The organism is Chryseosolibacter histidinae (genome assembly GCF_018598225.1).
Lineage (GTDB): Bacteria > Bacteroidota > Bacteroidia > Cytophagales > Cyclobacteriaceae > Chryseosolibacter > Chryseosolibacter histidini.
Genome location: NZ_JAHESF010000014.1, coordinates 23,383 through 47,389 on the forward strand (window position 1 = coordinate 23,383; position 24,007 = coordinate 47,389).

The following is a 24,007-nucleotide window of genomic DNA, read 5'->3' on the forward strand; positions in this document are numbered from 1 at the left end:
ACCATAGTCCACGGTTAAAATACCATGGACCATTGACTATGGACTATCGACTTTTCCCTATTTTTACCGCCGTTAAATCGTTTGAAATCCATTAAATCATGAAAGAGGTATATATCGTTTCTGCCGTGCGCACACCTATCGGAAGCTTTGGAGGAAGCCTGGCTTCGCTGACGGCCATTCAGCTGGGAGCAGCGGCAGTGAAAGGTGCTATAGAAAGATCGAAGGTAGATGCTAAACTGATCCAGGAGGTGTTTATCGGCAACGTGATCTCTGCTGGTCTTGGTCAGGCTCCCGCCACGCAGGTAGCGGTAGGCGCCGGGTTGGGTTATGAGATCCCCTGCACCACCATCAACAAGGTCTGCGCTTCGGGCATGAAGGCCGTGATGATGGGTGCACAATCAATCATGCTCGGGCACAACGATGTGGTTGTAGCGGGTGGGACAGAGAGCATGAGCAACGTGCCCTATTACCTCTTGAAAGCGCGTACAGGTTACAAGTACGGCAACGGCGAACTGATCGACGGCCTTCAGTACGATGGCCTGACGGATGTTTATAACCACTGTGCCATGGGCGTTTGTGCCGATAACACAGCCAAAGAGATGAACATCAGCCGCCAGGATCAGGACAATTACGCCATCAACTCTTATAAGCGGTCGGCCAGTGCGTGGACTGCCGGCAAATTCAAAGACGAAGTTATTCCCGTAGAGATCAAAGACCGCAAGGGAAACGTTACTGCTGTTGCGGAAGACGAAGAGTACAAGAATGTATTTTTCGATAAGATCCCGGGTCTGAAACCCGCCTTCACGAAAGACGGAACCGTAACCGCCGCCAACGCCTCTACCCTGAACGACGGCGCTTCTGCGCTGATGCTGGTGAGCAAGGAAAAAGCACAGGAGCTTGGCCTTAAACCCATCGCCAGGATCAGAGGTTTTGCAGATGCGGCGCAGGACCCCATGTGGTTCACCACTACCCCTTCGATCGCCATACCCAAGGCGATGAAGCTTGCAGGCGTGGATAAGAAAGACGTCGGCTATTACGAGATCAACGAAGCATTTTCGGCTGTTGCCATTGCCAACAACATGAAGCTGGGCATCGATCCGGCGAAAGCCAATGTTAATGGCGGCGCAGTGGCTTTGGGACATCCGCTGGGCGCTTCCGGTGCCAGGATCGTCACCACGCTGGTAAACGTGCTAAAGCAAAACAATGCAGCCATTGGTGTAGCCGGGATCTGCAATGGCGGTGGCGGCGCATCAGCCATGGTGATTGAAATGCTATAGAAACAGATCGTACAACAATCCAGACAGCCTTGCGTTATCCGCATGGCTGTTTTATTTTTAAGATGAACCCGAAAGTTAGTATGAAGAGATTTGCAGCATCGTGCCTGCTCACCCTCGTAACGTTTGCGGCCTTCTGCCAGAAGGAAGTGCGCACCTATTACGATCCGCAGAAAAAAAAGCCGCAGGAGAGTTATTTCGTCTCCAATGCCGACAACTCCGTGTACGTGGGTAAATACAAACGCTTCTACGAAAATGGTAATCTCATGGTGGAAGGCTTCTTCGATGACGGCAAAAAATCAGGGCAGTTCACCGAGTTCCACGAGAATGGAAAGCCGGCGCGCAAGCTGAACTATGTGAACGGGCTCCGCCATGGGGTGGTGGAAGTATACAACGATGAAGGCGCTGCCGTACAGAAAGCGTATTATCAGAACGACATTCTCACCGATAGCATTCAATCGTTCTTCGATAACGGCGACATCAAAGGCGAAACCTATTTTGTAAAAGGGAAACCTGAAGGATTGGTGAAGGAGTATTATCCTAACGGGAAGCTAAAAAAGGAGATGCACTATAAGAAAGGGAAACCCAACGGCATCACCCGCAGCTTCTACGCCGACGGCAAGGTTGAAACAGAAGCCAACTACGAAAACGGTGTGTTGAAGGGATTTTATAAAACCTATTACACCAACGGGCAGCTCGAAACCGTGTCTACCATGCAGGAGGGATCCAAGAACGGCCAGTACAAGAATTACGATCGCGAAGGACATCTCATTTTGGAAGGCAGTTTTCTCAATGGCAAGCTCGAAGGTGACAATCTCGCCTACTTCGCCAACGGTGCAGTGGCCCATCGTTTCCTGTATAAGGATGGAAAAAAATCCGGAACGAATTACACCTACCACCCCAACGGGAAGACCAGTGTAAAGGAGGTTGCTTCAGCCAACGGCATGGAGATCACCCAATACAATTATGACGAGAACGAAATGCTGACTTCTGAAAAAAGATTTCGGGAAGAAAAACCTCATGGCACCTGGGTCTTTTATTTCGAAGGAACCAAAACCGTGAAGCAAAAGCAGACCTACGAAAACGGGAAGCTCACGGGAACACGTTACACTTATTACAGCAATGGCAAACTCGCCCGGGAGGAGGAGTTCAAGTTCAACCTGCTGGCGGGCCCCTTTAAAACATTTTATGAAGACGGAGGCAAGGAGTCGGTGGGTGAATACCGTTCGAACCGCAAGCATGGGCTTTATACGGGATATTATCCCAATGGAAAGATCAAAGAGCAGGGCGAGTATATCGCTGACAAGAAGCACAAGGAATGGAAGGAGTACGATGAGCAGGGGAATCTGACGCGAACGCTGCTTTACCGGGCAGGGATCCTTGTTAATACGAAGTAGACAGGGTGAGCTCAGCGTATCCATCCCGGCCTGCGCCCATGCCAGGCCATTACCTCCGCTGAAGCTACGGCGATCGAAGTAAGATAGACCGACGTCCGGTATGGATATGCTGAGGTGTGAGAAGAAAGACTTTGCCTTCCGGGAAAAAGATTTTAAAGTTCATTTTTTAAACCGTTAATTTGAACCTTGATCAGTACTATGCAAGCTATCAAGGAGACAAATTTCAAATTTCCCGGTCAGACAGGTTTTTACAGCGGGAAGGTTCGTGACGTCTATTATTTTGGCGACCTCATGGCGATGGTGGCCACTGACCGCATCTCTGCTTTTGATGTGATCCTGCCCCGTGCCATTCCTGATAAGGGAAGGGTGCTGAACCAGATCGCCGCCTTCAATCTTTCGGCGACGAAGGACATCGTTCCGAACTGGGTCATTGCCACACCCGACCCGAATGTAACGGTAGGCTTCAAGTGCGAGCCGTTTCCGGTAGAAATGGTGGTACGCGGATACCTTGCCGGGCATGCCGCCCGCGAATACAAAGCTGGAAAAAGAACACTCTGCGGTGTTACGCTTCCTGAAGGTTTAAAGGAAAACGACAAGCTCCCCCACCCGATCATCACCCCCACTACCAAAGCCAAGGTAGGGCACGATGAAGATATCTCGCGCGAAGAGATCCTGAAAAGAGGGCTTGTAAGCGAGGCTGATTACAAAATGTTGGAAGACTATACGCTGAAGTTGTATAAAAAAGGAACAGAGCTGGCAGCCCAACGGAATCTTATTCTCGTGGACACCAAGTACGAGTTCGGAAAACACAATGGCACCATTTACCTGATCGACGAAGTGCATACACCCGATTCATCGCGCTATTTTTACGCAGAAGGTTATGAAGCAAGGCAGAAAGCGGGTGAAGCCCAGAAGCAGCTGTCGAAGGAATTTGTGCGTCAATGGCTGATCGAAAACGGATTCCAGGGCAAAGACGGCCAACAGGTTCCGCTGATGACTGACGAAATAGTATCCTCAATATCAGCACGTTATAAGGAGCTTTACCAGCAGGTGCGCGGTGAATCCCTGGACCCGGTAGACTACGCCGCCATCCTTCCCCGGGTCGAGCGGAACGTCATTAATTCGATAAATTCCATTAACTTACAAACGCTGAAAAAATAAGAAATTGCATTTATATTGCGGGTGGAATGCTTACGTTTTAGGTTAAAACGGCGGTTTTCCAGGACCAGTGAATTCTTAATACATGAAATATACCATCGACAAGCAGGAAAAATACAGTTTACTACGCCTTCATGAGGAAAAACTGGACTCGAGCGTAGCCCCGAACCTGAAATCCGAACTGATCACCCTGCATGCAGAGGGCGTTCGCAACATCATTCTCGACCTTTCGGAAGTTAAGTATACCGACTCTTCGGGCCTCAGTGCCCTGCTGGTGGGCAACCGGATTGTTCAAGAGGATGGCGGCATCTTTGTGCTGGCCTGTCTCTCTGATCACACCACCAAGCTGATCAAAATATCTCAGCTCGACAGCGTACTCAACATCCTACCCAAAGTAGAGGAAGCCATCGACGCGGTGTTCATGCACGAGATCGAAAAGGATCTGAAAGACAGCGACGGGAACTAAGCTGATCCCGTATCACACAATATTCGCACAATATTTGCCAATGACCGGAACCTGCGTTTTGGTCATTTCTTTTTTGTTCGTTATTTGAGAAGAGTTCCATGGCATGAGCTTCAACGTCACCATACTCGGTTCCAGCGGCGCACTTCCGGCTTACGGAAGGTTTCCCTCCGCACAACTTGTAGAGATCCAGAACCGGCATTTTCTGGTTGACTGCGGGGAAGGAACGCAGATGCAGCTCATGCGTTTCCAGGCGAACCTGCACCGCATCAATCACATTTTCATCAGCCACCTGCATGGCGATCATTACCTCGGTCTCATGGGCCTGATCTTCACCATGCACCTGCTGCGAAGAACCAACGACCTCCACCTCTACAGCCACGCCGGCCTCGATGAGATCATCACGGCACAGCTGCGGCATTCGCGGTCTGCGCCAAATTTCAAAATGATCTTTCACCGCCTCGAAAAAGGTGCCCAGGAGATCATCTATGAAGACGATGCCCTGACCGTTGAGACCATTCCCTTGTTACACAAGCTTCACTGCTCCGGGTTCCTGTTTCGTGAGAAGATAAAACCCAGGCGCGTGAACAAGGAGAAGCTGCCACAGGGACTGTTGCTGAAGCAGATCGCCAACCTCAAGAAAGGTTACGACGTGATCGACGAAACAGGGAATATCCTGTATAAGAATGAAGACCTCACCTATCCACCCCGCAGGTCGAGAAGTTACGCCTACTGCTCCGACACTGCCTACAACGAGCTGATCATCGACCAGCTTAAAAATATCGATCTGCTCTACCACGAAGCCACCTTCACTGTAGACGAAGAAGCAAAAGCCATTGAAACGCAGCACAGCACGGCGGCACAGGCGGCGCTCTTCGCCAAAAAAGCGGAAGTAACCAAACTCCTGGTAGGCCATTTCTCTGCCCGATACAAAGACCTGGCCCCGATACTGGAAGAAGCGAAGAAGGTCTTCGAAAACTGCGAGCTGGCGATTGAGGGAGGCGTGTTCACAGTTAAAGATTGAAAGTTTGAAGTTTAAAGTTGAGTTGGAGCACACAACTCGACTGGATTTTAAACTTTAAACTTTAAACTTTAAATTTTAAGCTTAAACTTGTCAGATGGAAATCACCCTAGACCGGAAGCGCAACAGGCTTTTTATCATTCTTTGTGGCATCTTCATCACGAATACCCTGCTGGCGGAGATCATTGGCGTCAAGATCTTTTCGGCCGAAGCCATGGCCGGGCTGAAACCCGCCAACCTCAACATTCTTGGTTTTACAATGGACTTCAACCTGACAGCGGGAGCGTTGATCTGGCCGGTAGTGTTCATCACCACAGATTTGATCAACGAATATTTTGGCAAACCCGGGGTGAAACGTATCAGCTACTTCACGGCGCTATTGATCACCTATGCCTTCGTAGTCATGTACCTTTCCATGAAGCTGCCCCCTGCGGAATGGTGGGTGACGGGCAAAGATGCCAATGGCAACGACGTGAATATGGACATTGCCTTCAACAAGATCATGGGCCAGGGCCAGCGCATCATCATCGGCTCGCTCACCGCTTTTATCATCGGGCAGCTGGTGGATGTTTTTGTCTTCCAGAAGCTTCGAAGGGTTACGGGCAACAAGCAACTCTGGCTTCGTGCCACGGGCTCCACGCTGGTATCGCAGCTGGTAGACAGTTTTGTGGTGTTATTCATTGCGTTCTACGGTGTGTTCTCCAACCAGCAGATCATTGCTATCGGCATCACCAATTACATCTACAAATTTGCCGTGGCCGTGTTGCTCACACCGCTGATCTACCTCGGCCATTCCCTCATCGATAACTACCTGGGCAAGGAGAATGCGGAAAAGATCGCAGCGCATGCTGCAGAGAACAGTAAAGGTTTCTTCTAACCTCTTCTGAGGTTATCGCAGATAATGGCGGTGGCAATGGCGGCGTTGAGGGACTCGGCCTCGCCATAACGGGGAATGGTGATCTTGTCTGTGATATACCGGTCGAGGGTGGGGCTGATGCCGCGCGACTCGTTCCCGATCACCACCAGGCCACCGGATGCGAAGCTGACGTCGTGGATGTTCTTACCATCGAGGAACGCACCGAAGACCTTATGCCGGACTCCATTCAGGTACTGAGGCAGATCGGTATAAAAGACGTTTACACGGGTGAATGAGCCCATGGTGGCACTGATCACCTTGGGATTGTAAAAATCGGCAGTCTCCGCGGAAGCGATGATCTTGTGGATACCGTACCAGTCTGCCGTGCGGATGATGGTACCCAGGTTGCCAGGGTCGCGGATATCGTCGAGTACTAACGCAAATTCCTGGTCGGCAACGCTGATGATATTGTTGGGCTTCATGCGGGCGATGGCCAGGGCCGAATTGTTGGTCTGAAATTCCCCCAGCCCCTGAAGCTCGGCGTCAGAGACCTCGATGCGCTCACCAGGCGCGCCATGCGGGATGCTTTCCAGAAAATCGCGGGTTCCTAGTACCTGAACTACCTCAAAATCAGAGCGTAACAATTCTAGCACACTTTTCGCTCCTTCTATCATAAAACATTGCTCCTGTTTTCGGTATTTCTTTACTTGCAGGGATTTGATGAATTTTGCGTTCGCTTTCGACAGCATTTACAAAGATTGATTACGACGAAAAGTAAATATTTTATCTTAATTCTGGTGCCTGTGCTGCTCACGGGCTGTTTAGGCACCCAGCATCTCAAAGAAGGTCAAAAGCGACTGATCCAGCAAAGTGTAAAGGCTCCCGAGGGCATTGATCACGAAGCGCTGCGCAATCTTTACGCCCAGCGTCCAAACCGCCGGCTGCTGGGACTGCCGATCTATCACCTGGTAGGCATCTACTACTGGGGCGAAAAAACCTACGACCGCGAAAAATACGTCCGCAAAAAGGAAAAGGTAGAGCAGAAGTTCAATGCCAAGATCGCGGGAACCTCATCGCAGCGTAAGATCAACAACTACCAGTTCCGGAAGCAGAAGAAGATGGACCGCCTGAACTCGTTCATTGAGAATGGCAACCATTTTATGCAGTGGGGTGAGCAGGTGGCCGTGTTCGACAGCGGACTGGTGGAAACCACCATCAACCGTTTCAGGAATTACCTGTTCTCCGAAGGTTATTTTCACAATCACGTGACTACCAAAACCACGTCGCTGGGCAAATTCGTGAGCGTTTCGTACCGGGTTGAAGCCTCTGCCCCATACATGATCGACACTATCTTCTACCGGATCTCCGACAGCTCCGTTTATCGTTTGATCAAAAATTCCGGGACACAGAGCTATATCAGAAAAAACCACCGGTACAGGCAGGAGGATTTTGAGAAAGAACGCGAACGTTTAGACCTGCTCTTAAAAGACAACGGCTACTTTGACTTCAGCAGGCAGTATGTGGATTTTTCTATCGACACAGCCATGCGGGGCAATCGAAAGGTGGCGGTGATGATCGAAGTGCTGGACCCGGCCAAACGCGGCTACCACAAGCAGTTCCGCATAGATTCAGTGCGGTTCACGGCAGATGCAGGGGTGACAAACCCGGGATTTGAACGCACGACCCGCACTTACCGCGATGTGCAGTATAGCTCGTATCACGATTATTACAGCCTCAAGATCCTCAGCCAACGCCTCTTCCTCTCCCCTGAAAATCTGTATAGCCTTACAAAGACCTACGAATCGCAAAGGCAGCTCGCCAACCTCGATGCATTCAAATTTGTGAACATCAATTACGATACATCGGGCGGGAAGTTCATTGCTAACATCTTTGCCAGTCCGCTGAAACGGTACGAATGGACGAATGAATTGGGTGTGAACGTTACGCAGGGATATCCCGGTCCTTTTTACAGCGTCAGTCTCAAAAAACGCAACATCTTCAGGGGGCTAGAAAACCTGGAGCTGAGCGGGAGGTTCGGCGTGGAAGGCGTAGCATCGGCTACGGAAGAGCTCAACGTTTACAAGAGCATAGAAGCCAGCGCCAACGCCGCCCTCATCTTTCCACAATTTATCTGGCCGTTCCGGGAGGCAACCCAGATCAGGCTCGGCAAGTATAACCCCAAAACCCGTTTATCGCTCGGATATACCTATACCGACCGGCCGGAGTACCGGCGAACCAGCACCACCTTTTCGAATACCTATACGTGGCAAAACCAGCGGACCACACAATACTCGCTTGCGCTGACCAACATCAGTTTGATCGATTCCAAAAATATCTCTGCTGGCTTTAAACAACGCCTCCACGAGCTCGACAGTCTCGGCAACTATAACCTTGCCCGTTCTTTCGATCCTTCATTCGTGAGCAGCATGATCTTTAGCATCACCTGGAACCGTGACTATGGAAGCCTTGACAAACACTCGATCTTCATCCGGTCGCAGTTCGAAACCGGCGGAACCACACTCAACCTGATCGACACAGACATCATCACGGATCAGGGATTGAAGTACTTCAAATACCTCAGGTTCAGCTTTGATGTCAGGCGTGTGAGGATCCTCAACAAATGGGCGCAGCTGGCCTACCGGTTCAATACAGGGATCGCCTACTCGTACGGATCGAACAACTCGCTGCCTTATGAAAAGTACTATTTTGCCGGTGGAAGCAGAAGCGTGCGCGCCTGGAGGCCAAGACGACTCGGGCTTGGAAGCCTACCTCCACCGTTGGCTGCCAATCCCGTTGTGGACGGTACCTTCAGCTACCAGTTCGAAAGACCGGGCGAGATCCTGATGGAAGGAAGCCTCGAGCTTCGAACCAAGCTGGTAGGATTCATTGACGGCGCTGTGTTCGTAGATGCTGGCAATGTATGGACGTTCAAGCAGCAAAAAGAAGCTACCGGAACGGGTAACTCACAATTCAAAGGTGGTAGTTTTTACAAGGAGCTGGGTATCGGCACGGGCTTCGGACTACGTTTTGACTTCACCTTCCTCATCCTTTGCTTCGATGTGGGCATCAAGGCATACGATCCTGCCCGCGATCCGGGAGACCGGTTTGTGCTCGACAAAGTAAGGTTCTTTAAACCTTATGCGAGAAAAGTGGGCGAAGGCGAGAATACCCGGTATCTGAACATTAAAGAACCGGTGATCTATAATATTGGGATAGGATATCCTTTTTAATGGTTGCCGGTTGGGGCGAGTGAGTTATAAGTACGAGGTACGATTTACGAGGTACGATCGTGTTCTACCCATTATCTGCTGATGATTGCCTATTGCAACTGCCTACTGTTCTTCAGAATGTTAGCAATTTTCGGAGCTCGGTCTTCACTTTGTCTGCGTTGGGCAGCATCATTTTTTCGAGGTCGGCGTTGAGTGCAATAGCCGGGAGGTTGGCGGCACCAAACGTCCATACGGGTGCGTCGAGGTAGCGAAAACATTCTTTCGAGATCCGGCCGGCAAGTGATTCAGCGAAGGAGTTGAGCAATGGTTCTTCTGTGAGCACGAAAGCGCGATTGTGTTTCTTTACTTCACTGGCAATGATATCCCAGTCGATGGGGTTCAGGGTACGCAAATCAACGATCGTGATCTGTTCTGAAAAATCCCTGGAGGCTTCTTTCGCCCAGTATACACCCATGCCATAAGTGATGACCACAGCTGCCCCTCCTGCAGCTATGTTTTCTTCTGATGCCTGCTGAACGATGTTTGCCTTGCCCAGCGGAATGATATAATCTTCATCGGGCTCCACGGTCTTAGCTTCGCCTGTACCGGGCACTTTTGACCAGTAAAGTCCTTTATGCTCGAGCAGCACCACGGGGTTAGGATCGTAAAAGGAGGCCTTCAAAAGTCCTTTCATGTCTGCAGCATTAGAGGGATAAACGACTTTGATACCGCGGATGGTAAGCAAGGTAGACTCCACACTTCCTGAATGATAGGGACCACCTCCACCATAGGCGCCGATGGGCACACGGATGAGTGACTGAATGGGGAACTTGCCTTTTGATAAGTAACAACTTTTTGAAAGCTCCTCCACCAGCTGATTCATGGCCGGCCAGATGTAATCTGCAAACTGGATCTCTACGATGGGCTTCGCTCCCACCGCGGACATTCCCGCGGTAGACCCGACAATGTAGGCTTCCTGGATCGGCGTATTAAAAACGCGTTCATCTCCATATTTTTGCGCGAGTGTTGCAGCCTCGCGAAATACACCTCCCAACCTGCGGCCTACATCCTGTCCATAAAAAAGCGCTTCGGGGTGTTTCTTCAGCAGCTCATCCACGGCATGCAGGGCGGCATCGACCATAACAACCTTCTCGCCATTCTGTGGTGACCGCACTCCGCTCTCCTCTGTGATGGTTGCAGGTGCGAACTCATGGGTGTCGAAATCATCCACGTCGGCCGATGGCGCACTGATGGCTCTCTCATAATCTTTGGTCACTCGTGCTGTGGCCCGTTCTTGTGCCTGCTCCAGCACTTCTTCCGACTCTCCTGTCTCCAACAAATATTGCCTGAGCCTTTCAATGGGATCCGATTTTCTGTGCAACTCCAGGTCTTCACCACGGTACCATTCCCGTCTCACACCTGAGGTATGGTGGCCCAGCAACGGGCATTTTGCGTGCACCAGTATCGGGCTTCTTTTTTTCCTCACATGGTCGATGGCTTTTTTCATACCGAGGTAGGAGTCGACAAAATCGGCACCATCTACAGCCATGCGCTCCATTCCTTTGAAACCCGCGGCATACTCATAGGCATCCATGGCGCGCATTTCCTTTCCTGTTGCAGAGATCCCCCAATCGTTGTCCTGAACAAGATAGATCACCGGTAATTTTTTCAGTACGGCCATCTGAAAGGCTTCCGCTACTTCGCCTTCTGTGACGGAGCCATCGCCCAGGGAACAAAGCACCAGAGGGTTTTCATCTGATTTCAGTATTCCCTGTGATTCAAGGTAGGCTATGCCATGTGCCATGCCAGTGGCGGGGATGGCCTGCATACCTGTAGCTGAACTTTGATGCGGAATGGTGGGAAAGCCCTCACGTTTCAGACTGGGATGTCCATAATAGGTTCGTCCACCGGAGAAAGGATCGTCGCGCTTGGCCATCAGCTGAAGCATGAGCTCATAGGGCTCGAGGCCCATGCCCAGCAACATCGACTCATCCCTGTAATAAGGTGAAGCGTAGTCGCAGGGTTTCAATTGCATACCTGCCGCCAGTTGTATTGCTTCATGGCCGCGTGAAGTGCTGTGAACGTACCGGCTACAGACCTCGCGGTTCTCGTCGTACATATCAGCCATCCGTTTTACCGTACACATAAGCTCATACGCTCTTAATAAAATATCCGGAGGCAGTTCAGGCTTACCGGGTCTTAATCTCTTATTTTGTGATTTTGCGCGCTGAGCAATAGCCATCTTTCAAAATTTGGTCTCGGCCTAAAGATAATGCATTTTGGAAATTCAAACGATTGAAAAACGTTTTCAGGCTATGACCCGGCGCTGCGGTTTATTGGCAGATACAATGATTCGTGGCATCTTTGCGCCAGGTTGTATCATCATTTTCAGCCACCAGAAATGAACGGTCCCGATAAAGAAGAGATCCAGGAATGGTTTAAAACGCTGCAGCAGGAGATCTGCGAGCAGTTGGAGCATGCCGACGGAAAAGGCAAATTCATCAGCGACGCATGGGAGCGTCCGGGCGGGGGTGGCGGTATTTCGCGGGTCTTAACGGAGGGCAACGTCATTGAAAAAGGCGGCGTGAATTTTTCGGCTGTCTGGGGAAAAACACCCGAGCCTACCTTAAAGACACTGAATCTCCCACCAGGAGTTCACCCTGACTTTTTTGCCTGCGGGGTTTCCATCGTGTTACATCCTTTCAGTCCGATGGTTCCCATTATCCACATGAACGTACGGTATTTCGAGATGTCTAACGGCACGTGGTGGTTTGGCGGTGGCATTGATCTTACCCCTCACTATGTGGATGAAGGCGACGCACAGTATTTTCACCACAAGCTGAAGGCTGTTTGTGACCAGCATCACACTTCCTATTATCCGGAATTTAAGAAGTGGGCCGACGATTATTTTTTTATCCGGCACCGACAGGAAACACGGGGTATCGGCGGTATCTTCTTCGATCACCTGAAAGATGATCATGGCTTTACAAAACGCTCGAGGTTCGCTTTTGTTCAGAGCGTAGGATCTGCGTTCGCGCCGATCTACACACATTACATGAAAAAGAACAAATCGTTACCCTACGGTGAACAGGAAAAACAATGGCAGTATTTACGAAGGGGCCGGTATGTTGAGTTCAACCTGGTTTGGGACCGCGGCACGAAGTTCGGGCTGGAGACCGATGGCAGAACGGAATCCATCCTGATGAGCTTACCACCACAGGCACAATGGGTATATAGTCATAAGGTAGCTCCAGGTTCTCCAGAGCAGAAAACATTGTCACTCCTGAAAAAAGGGATTGATTGGGTGGCCTAAACCTCCACCGCATATTACAGCTTAATTGAAAAGATGAACCCCACACTCAAGCTGGTGCTCCATGCGGGCGTATCAGCAACGACACCTGAATCGCGCGCAAGGGCTATTATTCTCTGCAATACGATCGCCCTTATAGCCGTCACGCTCTCGTCCGTTTTCCTCGTTTATTATGCCATGAACGGATGGGGAACGAATGATTCGATCATTCTCTTCGCCATCGTCGTGATGTCGAGCATCCCGCTTTTGAATTTCCTCGGGATGACCAATATCAGCAGGTTCCTGCTTCCCCTGGTACTCCCAGTAACCAGCATAGCAATCCTGATGCTGGTGCGCTTCCAGCAGCCTGAAAGATTTACTTACATACGCAGTCCTGGAATATTCTGTGTTGTTCTTACCACGGCCGTGATACCGGTACTGATCTTTTCTACCCGTGAGAAAAGGCTGATGTTCAGCTGCCTGGCCATCAACTTTATCCTTTTTGCTTCGCTCGATGTACTGCTGCGTTATTACAGTGTGCTTCACGCAGTGCCTACCGTCAACCAATACATCACGGCCAACCTTTCGATGCTGATCACCTACGCGCTGCTGGTGGGCAGTGTGATGTCGTTGAAAGAGATCACCGACGAATACGAGCTTAAAAATGCGCAGCTCATCCAAAACCTGAACAAAAAGAACGATGAGTTTGCCCAGGCCAACCAGGAGCTGCACGAGCTGAACAAGAATATCGAAACCCAGAATGAAGAGATCCAGGCACAGAGTGAAGAGTTGATCCAGAGCCAGGACAGCCTGATCCTGGCAAACCGCCAGATAGAACGCCAGAACCTGAAGCTCGAGCAGCAGAATGAGCTGCTGTCGAAATCGCTGGATGAAAAAAGTAAGGACCTCTTGCTGACCAACCAGCAGCTTGTGGCGCACAATAATGAACTGCAGCAATTTTCTTATACCATCTCGCACAATTTGCGCGGACCGGTTGCCAGCATGCTGGGCCTGATCAACATTTATCACCACGCCAATACCGAAGAGGAGGGCAAACAGATCCTGACACTGCTGCAACAGTCGACCGAGTCGCTTGAGACCGTGATCAGGGACCTGAATAAGATCATCGACATCCGCAATGACAAGTTCTCGATCTTTGAAGAGTTCTCACTGGACCAGGAACTGAATCTCATCAAAAAAACGCTCAACCCTTTTATCAGGGGCAACGAAGCAGAGATCGACAGCCATTTCGAGATAGATCGGATTATCTCCGTCAAAGCCTATATTAACAGTATTCTTTACAATCTCATCAGCAACGCGATCCAGTACAGGTCATTTGATCGTAAGCCGCAGGTGCGGATCTCGTCGCGGACCGTAAATGGACACTTGCTGTTGGAAGTGTCGGACAACGGACTGGGGATCGACCTGAGCAAATTCAGCGGAGAGATGTTCAAACTTTACAAGCGATTCCATACCCACACACAGGGAAAAGGATTGGGTCTGTACCTTGTAAAACAGCAAGTGGAAAAACTGAACGGACAGATCGAGATTGACAGTAAGCCGGATGAAGGATCAACCTTCCGGATACGTCTTCCGCTTAAAACAGAAATCCGCTGACCGCTATTTGTCTTTGGTCTTATTTTTTGCCTGCAGCTGGAATACCTGGAACGCGAGCTGGTCTACAAGTGACGCCGGGCCGGACTCGGGTTCTGGGAACTGTTGAGAAAAGTAAGCTTTCGCCGCCCAGATCTCCAGTACATCTTCTGCCTTGACGGAGAAGGGTTCGTATGAGCGGTTGTCGGACACCAGTAACAACTTTCCCTGCTGATCTGCAAAATTGAAAACGCGTTTAAAAACGATTCCCTCGTGGCTGGTCACCAGCACATAAAGTTTTCCATTTTTGATGGTCTTGGTGTCTTCGATATATTCTCCGAAAATAATGCTGCCGGGTTGCACGGGGAGCATGGACTCGCCCTGGATCTCGAAGGCGCGGTAAGTTCTGTTCTTCGGTAAAACCGGGAGGCTGATCTTGGGCAGGTCTTTCACATATTCGGGGTCCTGATAACCGGACAAATAACCTGCAGAAGCCTTCTGAGTGACCAGTTCGACATTCTCCTTATTATTCTGATCTACCGTGATGGCGAGGATCTCTTTGCCCCGGCCAGCGGTCTTTGCTTTCCACTCTTTCTGCGGCAAAAGACTAAGGTCTTTATTAACAAGGTGGTCCAGGCTCACATTGAAGATCTTAGAGATCTCCACCAAACTGGATACGGGTGGTGTGGAGCGTTCTTCTTCATAGGCGCCTACGGCGGCCTGCTTTAGCCCCAATTTTTCAGCGAGCTGTTTTTGAGTCAGTCCTTGCTGGACGCGCAAGAATTTGAGATTCCGGTTTACGATAGCCATGAATATTAGTTTTTGCCAAGCACATAAAATTACCTGTGCCGTTCCGCAATACCAGCGGAACGGTCACAAAAGTAATCACAACTAAACCCAAAACCTTTACCTGTAGAGATAAAGGGTTGCTATGGCAAACAACGTTACAAAACTAAAAAAATTAGTTGATGATGCAAGGAGAATACTAATAAATTTAGATATTTGGGTGTGGAAAGAAATGTAATACATCTGGATCTGGACGCCTTTTTTGTGGCGGTGGAATGCAAGCGGGATACGCGGCTGAAGGGGAAACCACTGATCATCGGTGGAAGCAGCCGCAGGGGCGTGGTGGCGGCCTGCAGTTACGAGACCAGGAAGTTCGGTGTTCATTCAGCCATGCCCATGTACCTGGCGTTGCAGCTTTGCCCTGATGCAAAAGTCATCTCCGGAGATATGGAGGCATACAGCCAGGCATCGCACGAAGTGACTCAGGTCATTGCCGCACAGGCACCTGCCTTTGAAAAATCTTCCATCGATGAATTTTACATTGACGCCAGTGGCATGGACCGCTACTTCGGCGCTTTCAAATGGGCGAAAGAGCTTAGAAAAAAAATTGCAACAGAAAGCGGTCTTCCCATCTCCCTGGGGATGTCTGTGAACAAGCTTGTTTCCAAGGTGGCTACGGCAGAATATAAACCTAATGCAGAAGCGCATATCACTGCTGGCAAAGAAGGAGATTTCCTGGATCCTCTCGCTGTTGAAAAGATCCCGATGGTTGGAAAGCAGACAGCTTCCTTCCTTTATGATATGGGGGTTCGCACAGTGCGCACATTACGCGAGATGCCGATCCAGTTCCTGGTAAGCGCCTTTGGCAAAAATGGTTTTTCGCTCTGGAATAAAGCGCGTGGTATCGATACCTCTCCCGTTGTACCTTATAGTGAGCAAAAATCGATCTCTACAGAGTGCACTTTCGAGAACGATACCATCGATATAAAGAAGTTAAAGAACATCCTTATCGCCATGGTCGAGAAGGTTGCTTTCAACCTGCGCGATCAGAAGAAGCTGGCATCGTGTGTCACGGTGAAGATCCGTTATGCGAACTTCGATACGGAGACCAAGCAGGTACAAATCCCATACACCTCCTCTGATCATGTGCTGCTGCGCGTTGTCTCGGAGTTGTTCGAGAAGCTCTATAGCCGACGCATGCTGTTGCGGCTGGTGGGGGTACGGCTAAGCGGGCTGGTGCATGGCAATCATCAGATCAGCCTTTTTGACGACACTGCCGAGAACATCAACCTTTACCAGGCGATTGACCACATCAAACACAAACACGGCGTTGAGAAGCTCATCCGTGCCAATACCATTGACGTAAACAAACGCGTAAGGATGGAGCTCAACATGTTTAAAGGGACAATAAGATGAATATTAATACATCCGCATTGGCTGACAGGGTGGTCGCAGAAGCTTTGTCTACAGCGGCGAGAATCGGAGGATATTGCGATACAAACATCTGTTCGAGGATCGCATGGAGCAGTACCTGGCAAATGTGAATAGTAAAAGAGTCAGATCAGTATCAAAGAATAAAAGTTTATGCATATGAAGACATCCATCGTCAATTTCGAACCATCCGTAAAGGAGCTTTTTTTTCTCATCTCTCCTCCCCGGCACATCATGAGTGACGTATCCGTGTTGAAGGATGACGTGCATTATCTCATTGGTCGTCAGCTGGAGGACCGACACGCCATTGCTCACATCTCCTTATTCAAGTATAATGATGAGCATCTTCATGACATCGTTAAGCATGTGGAAGACAAGGCTGCACATTTTAAACCGTTCAATATCTTCTTAAAGGGCTTCGGAGTCTTTTATAATGGCTCGAAGCGATGTGTTTATATGGATATCGTCAATAAATACCCTATCCAAGACATCTTTGAAAAGCTGGTAAAAGAAAATGCATCGTATACGCCGCACATTTCGATCGCCAGAAACCTGGCTATGGATGATTTTCTCCGATGCTGGCCATACCTGAAGGGTTTGAACTACAGCAACCAGCACTTTCTCTGCGACAGGATTACGGTGTTGGCGAGGACCGATCAAAAATGGATGCATTATAAGGACATCCTGTTCGATCAATAAGTCGTCCAAGCCCGCTACATGTCGTACTGAGGTGCTTATTTATTCGATGCACCGCTGCAATGCTGGCCAGCCTGCAGCATTGCTCCGCACATCGCATACACCATGTTGGTCGTGATGTATTGGCAGGTATTCATTTTTACATTTTTTAAAAACTATAATATGTACCCTCTCTATATTCTTCAAAAACAATTCGGTTATGCTTCGTTCAGAATGAAGCAGGAAGCGATTATCAATCATGTGCTGCAGAAGAAAGACACTTTTGTGCTCATGCCTACAGGTGGTGGGAAGTCGCTCTGCTATCAGATACCGGCGCTGCTTTTTGACGGCCTCTCTCTCGTGATATCTCCACTGATCGCGCTCATGAAAGATCAGGTGGATGCGCTGCGTGTGAACGGCATCGAGGCGGCCTATCTCAATTCAACACAATCGCCTCAGGAGCAAAAGGCAATTCTGGACAAGGCCAGGGAAAAGAAGCTGAAGCTGCTTTACCTCGCGCCGGAGAAGTTGTTGAGCAGTGATAAGCACACTTCTCTGCTCGAAACACTTCAAACATTCAGCATCAGCCTTATCGCCATTGACGAGGCACACTGCATTTCTCAATGGGGGCACGATTTCAGGCCCGAGTACCTCATGCTGGCGCAACTGAAAAAGGCGTTTCCCAACGCGCCGATGATCGCGCTCACAGCTACGGCAGATCAACTTACCCAAAAGGATATCATCGAGAAGCTGGAATTAAAAGACCCCGCTGTTTTTATTTCCAGCTTCAACAGGCCGAATATCCGGTACACCGTGGAGCCTAAACAGGGAAGCTTTGAAAGGCTGCTCCGTTTCCTTGAGCCGCGTAAAGAAGCGCAAGGTATTATTTACTGTTTGTCCAGACGATCTACGGAAAAACTTGCTGACGATCTTTCGCGACATGGTTTTAAATCCCTCCCCTATCATGCGGGCATGGAGCGGGAGCAACGGGCGAGGAATCAGGAAATGTTCTTGCGCGAAGATGTCAGGATCATGGTGGCAACCATCGCCTTTGGCATGGGGATCGATAAATCAAATGTGCGTTATGTGGTGCACATGGACCTTCCGAAGAGCATCGAGAGTTACTATCAGGAAACAGGGCGTGCTGGCCGTGACGGGCTCGACAGTGAAGCGCTGTTGTTCTATTCACCCGGCGACCTGGCCCGGCTGAAGCACTTTGTTGTGATCGATGACAACGCAGACCAAACGAAGATCGCCCTGAAAAAACTGGAACAGATGGGGCAGTTCGGCGAGCTCAGCACCTGCCGCAGAAAGTATCTGCTGAACTATTTCGAGGAACAGGCCCCTGAACATTGTGGCAACTGCGATATCTGCCTCAGCCAGGTTGAATCATTCGACGAGACACCGCTGGCGCAAAAAGTGCTTGCTGCCTTATCGCAGCTGCAGGAAAAATTCGGCGCTGGCTACCTGATCGATTTTATGCACGGTGCATCCTCTTCCAGGATGCAAGAGCAGCATATGACGTTGAGCACATATGGCTGTGGTGCGGATATCGCCAGAGAAGAATGGCAACGGATCATTGACGACCTGGTGTCACGCCGATACCTGATCAAACTGCATGGGTCTTATCCCAAGCTGAAGATCACCGCAAGGGGCCAGCGTGTTCTGGAAGGCCTGGAAAAAGTAATTCTCACAAGGTTCAAGGAAAAGCCGGCGCCTGAAGCTACGGAAAAGCTTGTTTACGAAAAAGAGCTTCTGCTGCAGCTCAAAAATCTTCGCAAGCAGTTGGCCGCGGCAGAACAATCACCTGCCTATGTGGTGCTCTCCGATGCCTCGTTGCTGGAAATTGCCACTTACCTGCCTCACACAAAAGAAGGTATGGGCAGGATCTCCGGTTTTGGCCAAATGAAACTTGAAAGGTATGGCAAGTCGTTCTGCGATGTAGTAAACGCCTACTGTCTTGAACATCAACTGCAGTCGCGCATTCATCTGAAGTCCCCAAAACGCCCGCGCAAGGAGCGATATGAACGTGACAACCTTACCAAACAGGAAACTTATAAACTATTCAAAGCGGGATATTCCGTGGGAATGATCGCGGCACAACGCAACCTGAGTCACACCACCATTGAATCTCATCTCGCTTTCTACGTTCAGCAAGGTAAAATTACGATCGCGCAGCTGATCGATGTGGAAAAGATCCCTGTGATCCGCAAGGCCATCGAGGATACCGGCGGGAAAGCGCTGACGCCCATCAAAGAATCGCTCGGCGAAAATTACTCCTTTGCCGAGATCAGATACGTGATGGCACACATCGAACACATGAAGCTCGAGGAACCGGTAGAATACGCTTACCCGCCGTCCTATGGCTATTCAGGGTTCTCATGCCTGGTATTGGAGCCACAAGGCATCTATGCCGGATACCGGTTGAAGTATCAACTTAACGTTCAAGGCATCACCGTGCAGGGAACACGCGGAGGCCGCAAGGTATTGCACCTATCCAATGCTGCCGGGTATGCCGGAAGTAGAACAAGATCGATCGCCGCATAATCATCAATGAACAGCAGATGTATCTCAACTGTCATACCGGCTTCAGTTTCAAATACGGGACGTTACCCGTGGGGAAACTTTTTGAAGAAGCAAAACGCTGCGGCGTAACGAAGCTAGTGCTCACTGAAATAAACAATACCGCTTCCTATATGGAAATGCTGCGGATATGCGCAAAAAACGCACCCAGTGAGAATGGCCTCACCAAATTCGGGGAGGAAGCTCATGCGTTGGAGATTGCCGTGGGTATTGAGTTCAGGAGAGACCATGAGCTGCTTTACATCATCATCGCCAAAAACAACGAGGGGTTTGAAAAACTGAACCGGTTCCTGTCATACTGCAACCGGGAAGAAAAAAACTTCCCTTTGCGGGCGCCGAAGATCGACGATACCTTCGTGATCTATCCCCTGGGAAAAATTGATCCTGAACAGCTCGGCAGCCATGAATACATCGGCGTTCGCAGACATCAGCTAAACCAGTATGCCATTCACCGCTCGCAGCAAGACACGGCCAACAAATTTGTGATCCTTCATCCTGTCACTTTTCTTCCGCCAGAAGAAAAAAAAGGCAAGCCGGTGAACAAAGACTTCAATGCACACCGGCTGCTGCGCGCCATCGCCAACAATACGCTGCTCAGCAAATTGCCGGAACATCAACAGGCTCACCGCGATGAGTTCATGATTCCCGAAGACGAGCTCGTTCAATACTTCGAAGGTTATCCTGAATTGCTTGCTAATACTAAATCTTTACTCGAACAATGTTCCATCGCGTGTAAGCAGGGTGAGGATAAGAACAAAAAGTTCATTAAAGGAAGCAAGGAGAAGGACCTGGAATTCCTGCGGGAAGAAACATTGAAAGGATACCGGAAGATCTTCGGAGACAACGACATTATATGGCATGAGCGTATTGAAAAGGAGCTAGCCGTGATCGAACGAAAATCATTCACCGCATATTACCTCATCACCTACGACCTCATCACTTATGCCAAACAAAACGGCTTCGAGTTTGTGGGCCGGGGCAGCGGTGCCAACAGTACAGTAGCCTACTGCCTGGGTATTACCAACGTTAACCCTATTGAGCTGAACCTGTATTTTGAACGGTTCCTGAACGAGGAGCGGGTTACACCACCTGACTTCGACATCGATTTTTCATGGGACAACCGTGATGCCATTTACGACTACATTTTCCGTACGTATGACTATGACCACGTTTGCCTGCTGGGCACTCATGTAACGTACCAGAGCCGGTCCATTGTACGTGAGCTGGCTAAGGTTTTCGGTCTGCCGAAAGAAGAGATCGATGAGCTCGTTGACGATCCGGGCAGGTATGGCGCGCGTGACCACATTACGGAAATGGTTATCAACTACGCCAAATACATCATCGCAAAAGAATTGCCGGCCAATCTCTCCATTCATGCGGGCGGCGTTCTTATCACCGAAAAACCGATCTATGCTTATACGGCTACGGATCTTCCACCGAAGGGGTATCCCGTTTCACATTTCGAGATGCACAGTGCGGAGGATTTCGGGATCTACAAGTTTGACATCCTCAGCCAGCGCGGCCTGGGTCACATCAAAGAGACCGTGAAACACGTCAAACGCAACAAGGGGATCGACGTGGATGTGAACCGGTTCGATGATTTTAAAAAAGATGAAAAGATCAAAGCGCTTCTGCGGGGCAGCAGTGCTATCGGATGTTTTTATGTTGAATCCCCGGCCATGCGCATGCTGCTGGGCAAGCTCCGGTGTGACGATTACCTCACGCTTGTAGCGGCGAGCTCGATCATCAGGCCGGGCGTGGCCAGCTCGGGAATGATGCGTTCGTATATTGAGCGGTATCACGCCGTACGCAACGGAAAACCTTACAAGGCCATTCATGAAAAAATGGATGAGCTCATGAAAGAGACCTACGGCGTGATGGTCTACCAGGAAGATGTGATCAAGGTGGCGCACGAGTTCGCCGGCATCACACTCACAGAAGCTGACGTGCTGCGCAGGGGGATGTCGGGTAAGTACCGTTCGCGGGAAGAGTTTCAGCGTGTGAAGGCTCGCTTCTTCGAGGAATGCCGGAAGCGTGGATACGAACAACACGTTATTGACAGGGTGTGGTACGAGATCGAAAGCTTCTCAGGTTACTCTTTTGCCAAGGGCCACTCCGCAAGCTATGCCGTTGAAAGTTACCAAAGCCTTTTTCTAAAGGCGCATTATCCCCTGGAATTTATGGTGGGCGTGATCAACAACTTCGGTGGGTTTTACAAAACCGAGTTTTATTTTCATGAAGCGCGGATGAACGGTGGGCGGATTGAAGCCCCTTGTGTGAATAACAGTGAACATCTCACCACCATTTACGGCGACCGCATATACATAGGTTTTATCCACATCAAAAGCCTGGAGGCAAAGGTCGCGAGCACCATAGGCGTCGAGCGTGAAAAAAACGGTCCCTACAAAAGCCTGGATAATTTTCTCCACAGAACTGTTATCACCCTGGAGCAACTGCGCATTCTCATCCGCATCGGGGCATTCCGCTTCACAGGAAAAAGCAAACAACGTCTCTTGTGGGAAGCCCTGCTTTTTTTCAGCAACATGAAATCCCGGAACAGAGCCGAAGAACTTTTCGAAACAGAGCCGCGTGAATATCCACTGCCCACCCTTACCCGAAACGAGATGGAAGACGCGTTTGACGAGCTGGAACTGCTCGGGTTTCCGCTCTGCGATCCTTTTAAACTTCTGGCTACTTCCGACCGCGGCAACACCATCGCCAGGGAGCTGATGCATAAGGTGGGAAAACAGGTACACATCATCGGATACGTTGTTACCACAAAAGATGCGCGTACAAAAAGCAATGAAGCCATGCACTTCGGTACCTTCTTCGATCGCAACGGAGAAGTATTTGACACGGTTCATTTCCCTCAGGTCGCCAGCCGATATCCTTTCAGGGGCAGGGGTTTTTATATGATCCGGGGAAAAGTGACGGAAGATTTTGGCGTGGCTACGATCGAAGTAAGCTTTATGGAAAAGCTTCCGATGATCCATAAACGCGCCGAAGAATTCATGCGGGAGTCCGCCCCGTACAATGGGCCAGCGGCTGTATCCGGACATCCAACGCGTGACTAACAGCCGGGCATAACATTTTTAGCGAGCATGTCTGCTTTCCATACAAGTTGGTTAAGGAGGAGTTAAACGGGTAAGATATGATAAGCATCATCATTCCAGTATGCAATGAAGAGAAGACAATCCGCAACACCATCGATTATCTCTATGCGCATACACCTTACAAAAGATTACTGAAAGAAGTGATTGTGGTGGACGGGGGCAGCACAGACAAAACTGTAGCCGAAGCCGAAAAAACGGGCGCCACCGTCATGTTCTCCCCTCGCAAGGGACGGGCAGCACAGCTCAACTATGGTGCGGAACAGGCTTCGGGCAAGATCCTGTACTTTCTTCAGGCCAACGCACTTCCTCCCGAGGGTTTTATCAGCGAAATCGCGAAAGCATTCTCCAAAGGTTACGCCTGTGGAACATTTCCCATGAAATTCAATTACAGGCATTGGCTATTGAACATGTTGTGCTGGTATGCCAACAAAGCATCTTCACCGGTATGCCTGAGCGACCAGGGCTTCTTTGTTACAAAAGAGCTTTTCGAAAAAACCGGCGGCATGCGGGAAGATCACCTGGTAATGGCTAACCAGGAGATGATCCAACGCCTTAAACGTTATACAAATTTTGCGCTCATGAAAGGCAACATTACCTGTGCCGCTACCCGGTATCTGCGTTCGGGCATCTTGCGTACGGAAGCCATTCATACGCTGGTGTTTCTGATGCATCGCATGGGCTATCCGCAAAACAAGCTCACCCGTCTTTACCGGAGATTCCTGCGTTGGAATATCGGGCCGAAGCCGGAACCGACCGTAACGCAACAACCCCTGCCTGTGGAGAAAGAGCTCACGATCGCATCACAATAGCTTTTTGTACGCCGCTTCATCGAAGCCAAGGGCTAATACTTTATTATCTTTTTCGATCAGTGGTCTTTTGATCACGCTGGTTTTTTCCATCATCAATGCGATGGCTGCGGCCTCATTCGTGACTTTCGCCCGCATGGACTCATCCAGCTGGCGCCAGGTAGTACCTCTTGTATTCACGAGACTCTCCCACCCCACCTGCTTGCTCCACTGTTTCAGCTTGGCTTCCGAAATACCCTTAGTCTTGTAATCGTGAAACTCGATCTCAACGGCATTCTTTTCCAGCCAGTCAAGGGCACTTTTCACAGTGTTGCAGTTCTTGATCCCGTAAACGGTCATGTGTTGTTGGTTTG

18 protein-coding genes are annotated in these 24,007 nt (G+C 49.9%); 14 read left to right on the forward strand and 4 right to left on the reverse strand.

Annotated features, from left to right (window positions below; all coding sequences use genetic code 11):
- Window positions 1-98 precede the first annotated feature (98 nt).
- From KK083_RS15365 to KK083_RS15390, 6 genes are all read left to right on the forward strand, one after another.
- Window positions 99-1,277, forward strand: coding sequence for an acetyl-CoA C-acyltransferase (locus KK083_RS15365; RefSeq protein WP_254164262.1), 1,179 nt, complete (start codon window positions 99-101; stop codon window positions 1,275-1,277).
- 80 nt (window positions 1,278-1,357) lie between these two features.
- Complete coding sequence (locus KK083_RS15370) at window positions 1,358-2,671, forward strand: toxin-antitoxin system YwqK family antitoxin (RefSeq protein WP_254164264.1); 1,314 nt, start codon at window positions 1,358-1,360, stop codon at window positions 2,669-2,671.
- Window positions 2,672-2,869: 198 nt separating this feature from the next.
- Window positions 2,870-3,832 (forward strand): phosphoribosylaminoimidazolesuccinocarboxamide synthase, encoded by a 963-nt coding sequence (locus KK083_RS15375; protein WP_254164266.1) that lies wholly within the window; start codon window positions 2,870-2,872, stop codon window positions 3,830-3,832.
- 82 nt (window positions 3,833-3,914) lie between these two features.
- Window positions 3,915-4,295, forward strand: coding sequence for an STAS domain-containing protein (locus KK083_RS15380; RefSeq protein WP_254164268.1), 381 nt, complete (start codon window positions 3,915-3,917; stop codon window positions 4,293-4,295).
- 103 nt (window positions 4,296-4,398) lie between these two features.
- Window positions 4,399-5,316 carry a ribonuclease Z gene (locus KK083_RS15385; protein ID WP_254164270.1) on the forward strand — a complete coding sequence of 306 codons (918 nt, stop codon included), beginning with the start codon at window positions 4,399-4,401 and terminating at the stop codon, window positions 5,314-5,316.
- A 94-nt stretch (window positions 5,317-5,410) separates the two neighbouring features.
- Window positions 5,411-6,190, forward strand: a complete 780-nt coding sequence (locus tag KK083_RS15390) for a queuosine precursor transporter (protein WP_254164273.1) — start codon at window positions 5,411-5,413, stop codon at window positions 6,188-6,190.
- On the opposite strand, the gene KK083_RS15395 is transcribed toward KK083_RS15390, so the two are convergent.
- Window positions 6,187-6,918, reverse strand: coding sequence for an RNA methyltransferase (locus KK083_RS15395; protein WP_254164275.1), 732 nt, complete (start codon window positions 6,916-6,918; stop codon window positions 6,187-6,189). The genes KK083_RS15390 and KK083_RS15395 overlap by 4 nt on opposite strands.
- Before the next feature lie 9 nt (window positions 6,919-6,927).
- On the opposite strand from KK083_RS15395, the gene tamL reads away from it, so the two are divergent.
- Window positions 6,928-9,399: a translocation and assembly module lipoprotein TamL gene (tamL, locus tag KK083_RS15400; protein ID WP_254164278.1), complete on the forward strand. Its 2,472-nt coding sequence runs from the start codon at window positions 6,928-6,930 to the stop codon at window positions 9,397-9,399.
- 112 nt (window positions 9,400-9,511) lie between these two features.
- On the opposite strand, the gene KK083_RS15405 is transcribed toward tamL, so the two are convergent.
- On the reverse strand, window positions 9,512-11,506 hold the full coding sequence (locus tag KK083_RS15405; RefSeq protein WP_254164280.1) for an alpha-ketoacid dehydrogenase subunit alpha/beta: 1,995 nt from the start codon (window positions 11,504-11,506) through the stop codon (window positions 9,512-9,514).
- Between the two features lie 273 nt (window positions 11,507-11,779).
- Here KK083_RS15405 and hemF point away from each other — a divergent pair, with 273 nt between their 5' ends.
- A complete protein-coding gene (hemF, locus tag KK083_RS15410) occupies window positions 11,780-12,691 on the forward strand; it encodes an oxygen-dependent coproporphyrinogen oxidase (protein ID WP_254164282.1) in 912 nt (303 codons plus the stop codon).
- Window positions 12,692-12,724: 33 nt separating this feature from the next.
- Window positions 12,725-14,284 carry a sensor histidine kinase gene (locus tag KK083_RS15415; protein ID WP_254164284.1) on the forward strand — a complete coding sequence of 520 codons (1,560 nt, stop codon included), beginning with the start codon at window positions 12,725-12,727 and terminating at the stop codon, window positions 14,282-14,284.
- Between the two features lie 3 nt (window positions 14,285-14,287).
- Here KK083_RS15415 and KK083_RS15420 read toward each other — a convergent pair whose 3' ends face one another.
- Window positions 14,288-15,070, reverse strand: a complete 783-nt coding sequence (locus KK083_RS15420) for an XRE family transcriptional regulator (RefSeq protein ID WP_254164286.1) — start codon at window positions 15,068-15,070, stop codon at window positions 14,288-14,290.
- Between the two features lie 198 nt (window positions 15,071-15,268).
- Here KK083_RS15420 and dinB point away from each other — a divergent pair, with 198 nt between their 5' ends.
- From dinB to KK083_RS15445, 5 genes are all read left to right on the forward strand, one after another.
- Window positions 15,269-16,462 (forward strand): DNA polymerase IV, encoded by a 1,194-nt coding sequence (gene dinB, locus KK083_RS15425; RefSeq protein ID WP_317195231.1) that lies wholly within the window; start codon window positions 15,269-15,271, stop codon window positions 16,460-16,462.
- 174 nt (window positions 16,463-16,636) lie between these two features.
- Window positions 16,637-17,176 (forward strand): 2'-5' RNA ligase family protein, encoded by a 540-nt coding sequence (locus tag KK083_RS15430; RefSeq protein WP_254164290.1) that lies wholly within the window; start codon window positions 16,637-16,639, stop codon window positions 17,174-17,176.
- Window positions 17,177-17,335: 159 nt separating this feature from the next.
- On the forward strand, window positions 17,336-19,699 hold the full coding sequence (recQ, locus tag KK083_RS15435) for a DNA helicase RecQ (protein ID WP_254164292.1): 2,364 nt from the start codon (window positions 17,336-17,338) through the stop codon (window positions 19,697-19,699).
- A gap of 17 nt (window positions 19,700-19,716) precedes the next feature.
- Window positions 19,717-22,809: a DNA polymerase III subunit alpha gene (locus tag KK083_RS15440; RefSeq protein WP_254164294.1), complete on the forward strand. Its 3,093-nt coding sequence runs from the start codon at window positions 19,717-19,719 to the stop codon at window positions 22,807-22,809.
- A gap of 77 nt (window positions 22,810-22,886) precedes the next feature.
- Window positions 22,887-23,657: a TIGR04283 family arsenosugar biosynthesis glycosyltransferase gene (locus tag KK083_RS15445; protein WP_254164296.1), complete on the forward strand. Its 771-nt coding sequence runs from the start codon at window positions 22,887-22,889 to the stop codon at window positions 23,655-23,657.
- Here KK083_RS15445 and KK083_RS15450 read toward each other — a convergent pair.
- On the reverse strand, window positions 23,649-23,993 hold the full coding sequence (locus tag KK083_RS15450; RefSeq protein ID WP_254164298.1) for an ArsC family reductase: 345 nt from the start codon (window positions 23,991-23,993) through the stop codon (window positions 23,649-23,651). The two genes, KK083_RS15445 and KK083_RS15450, sit on opposite strands and share 9 nt — an antisense overlap.
- Window positions 23,994-24,007: the final 14 nt, after the last annotated feature.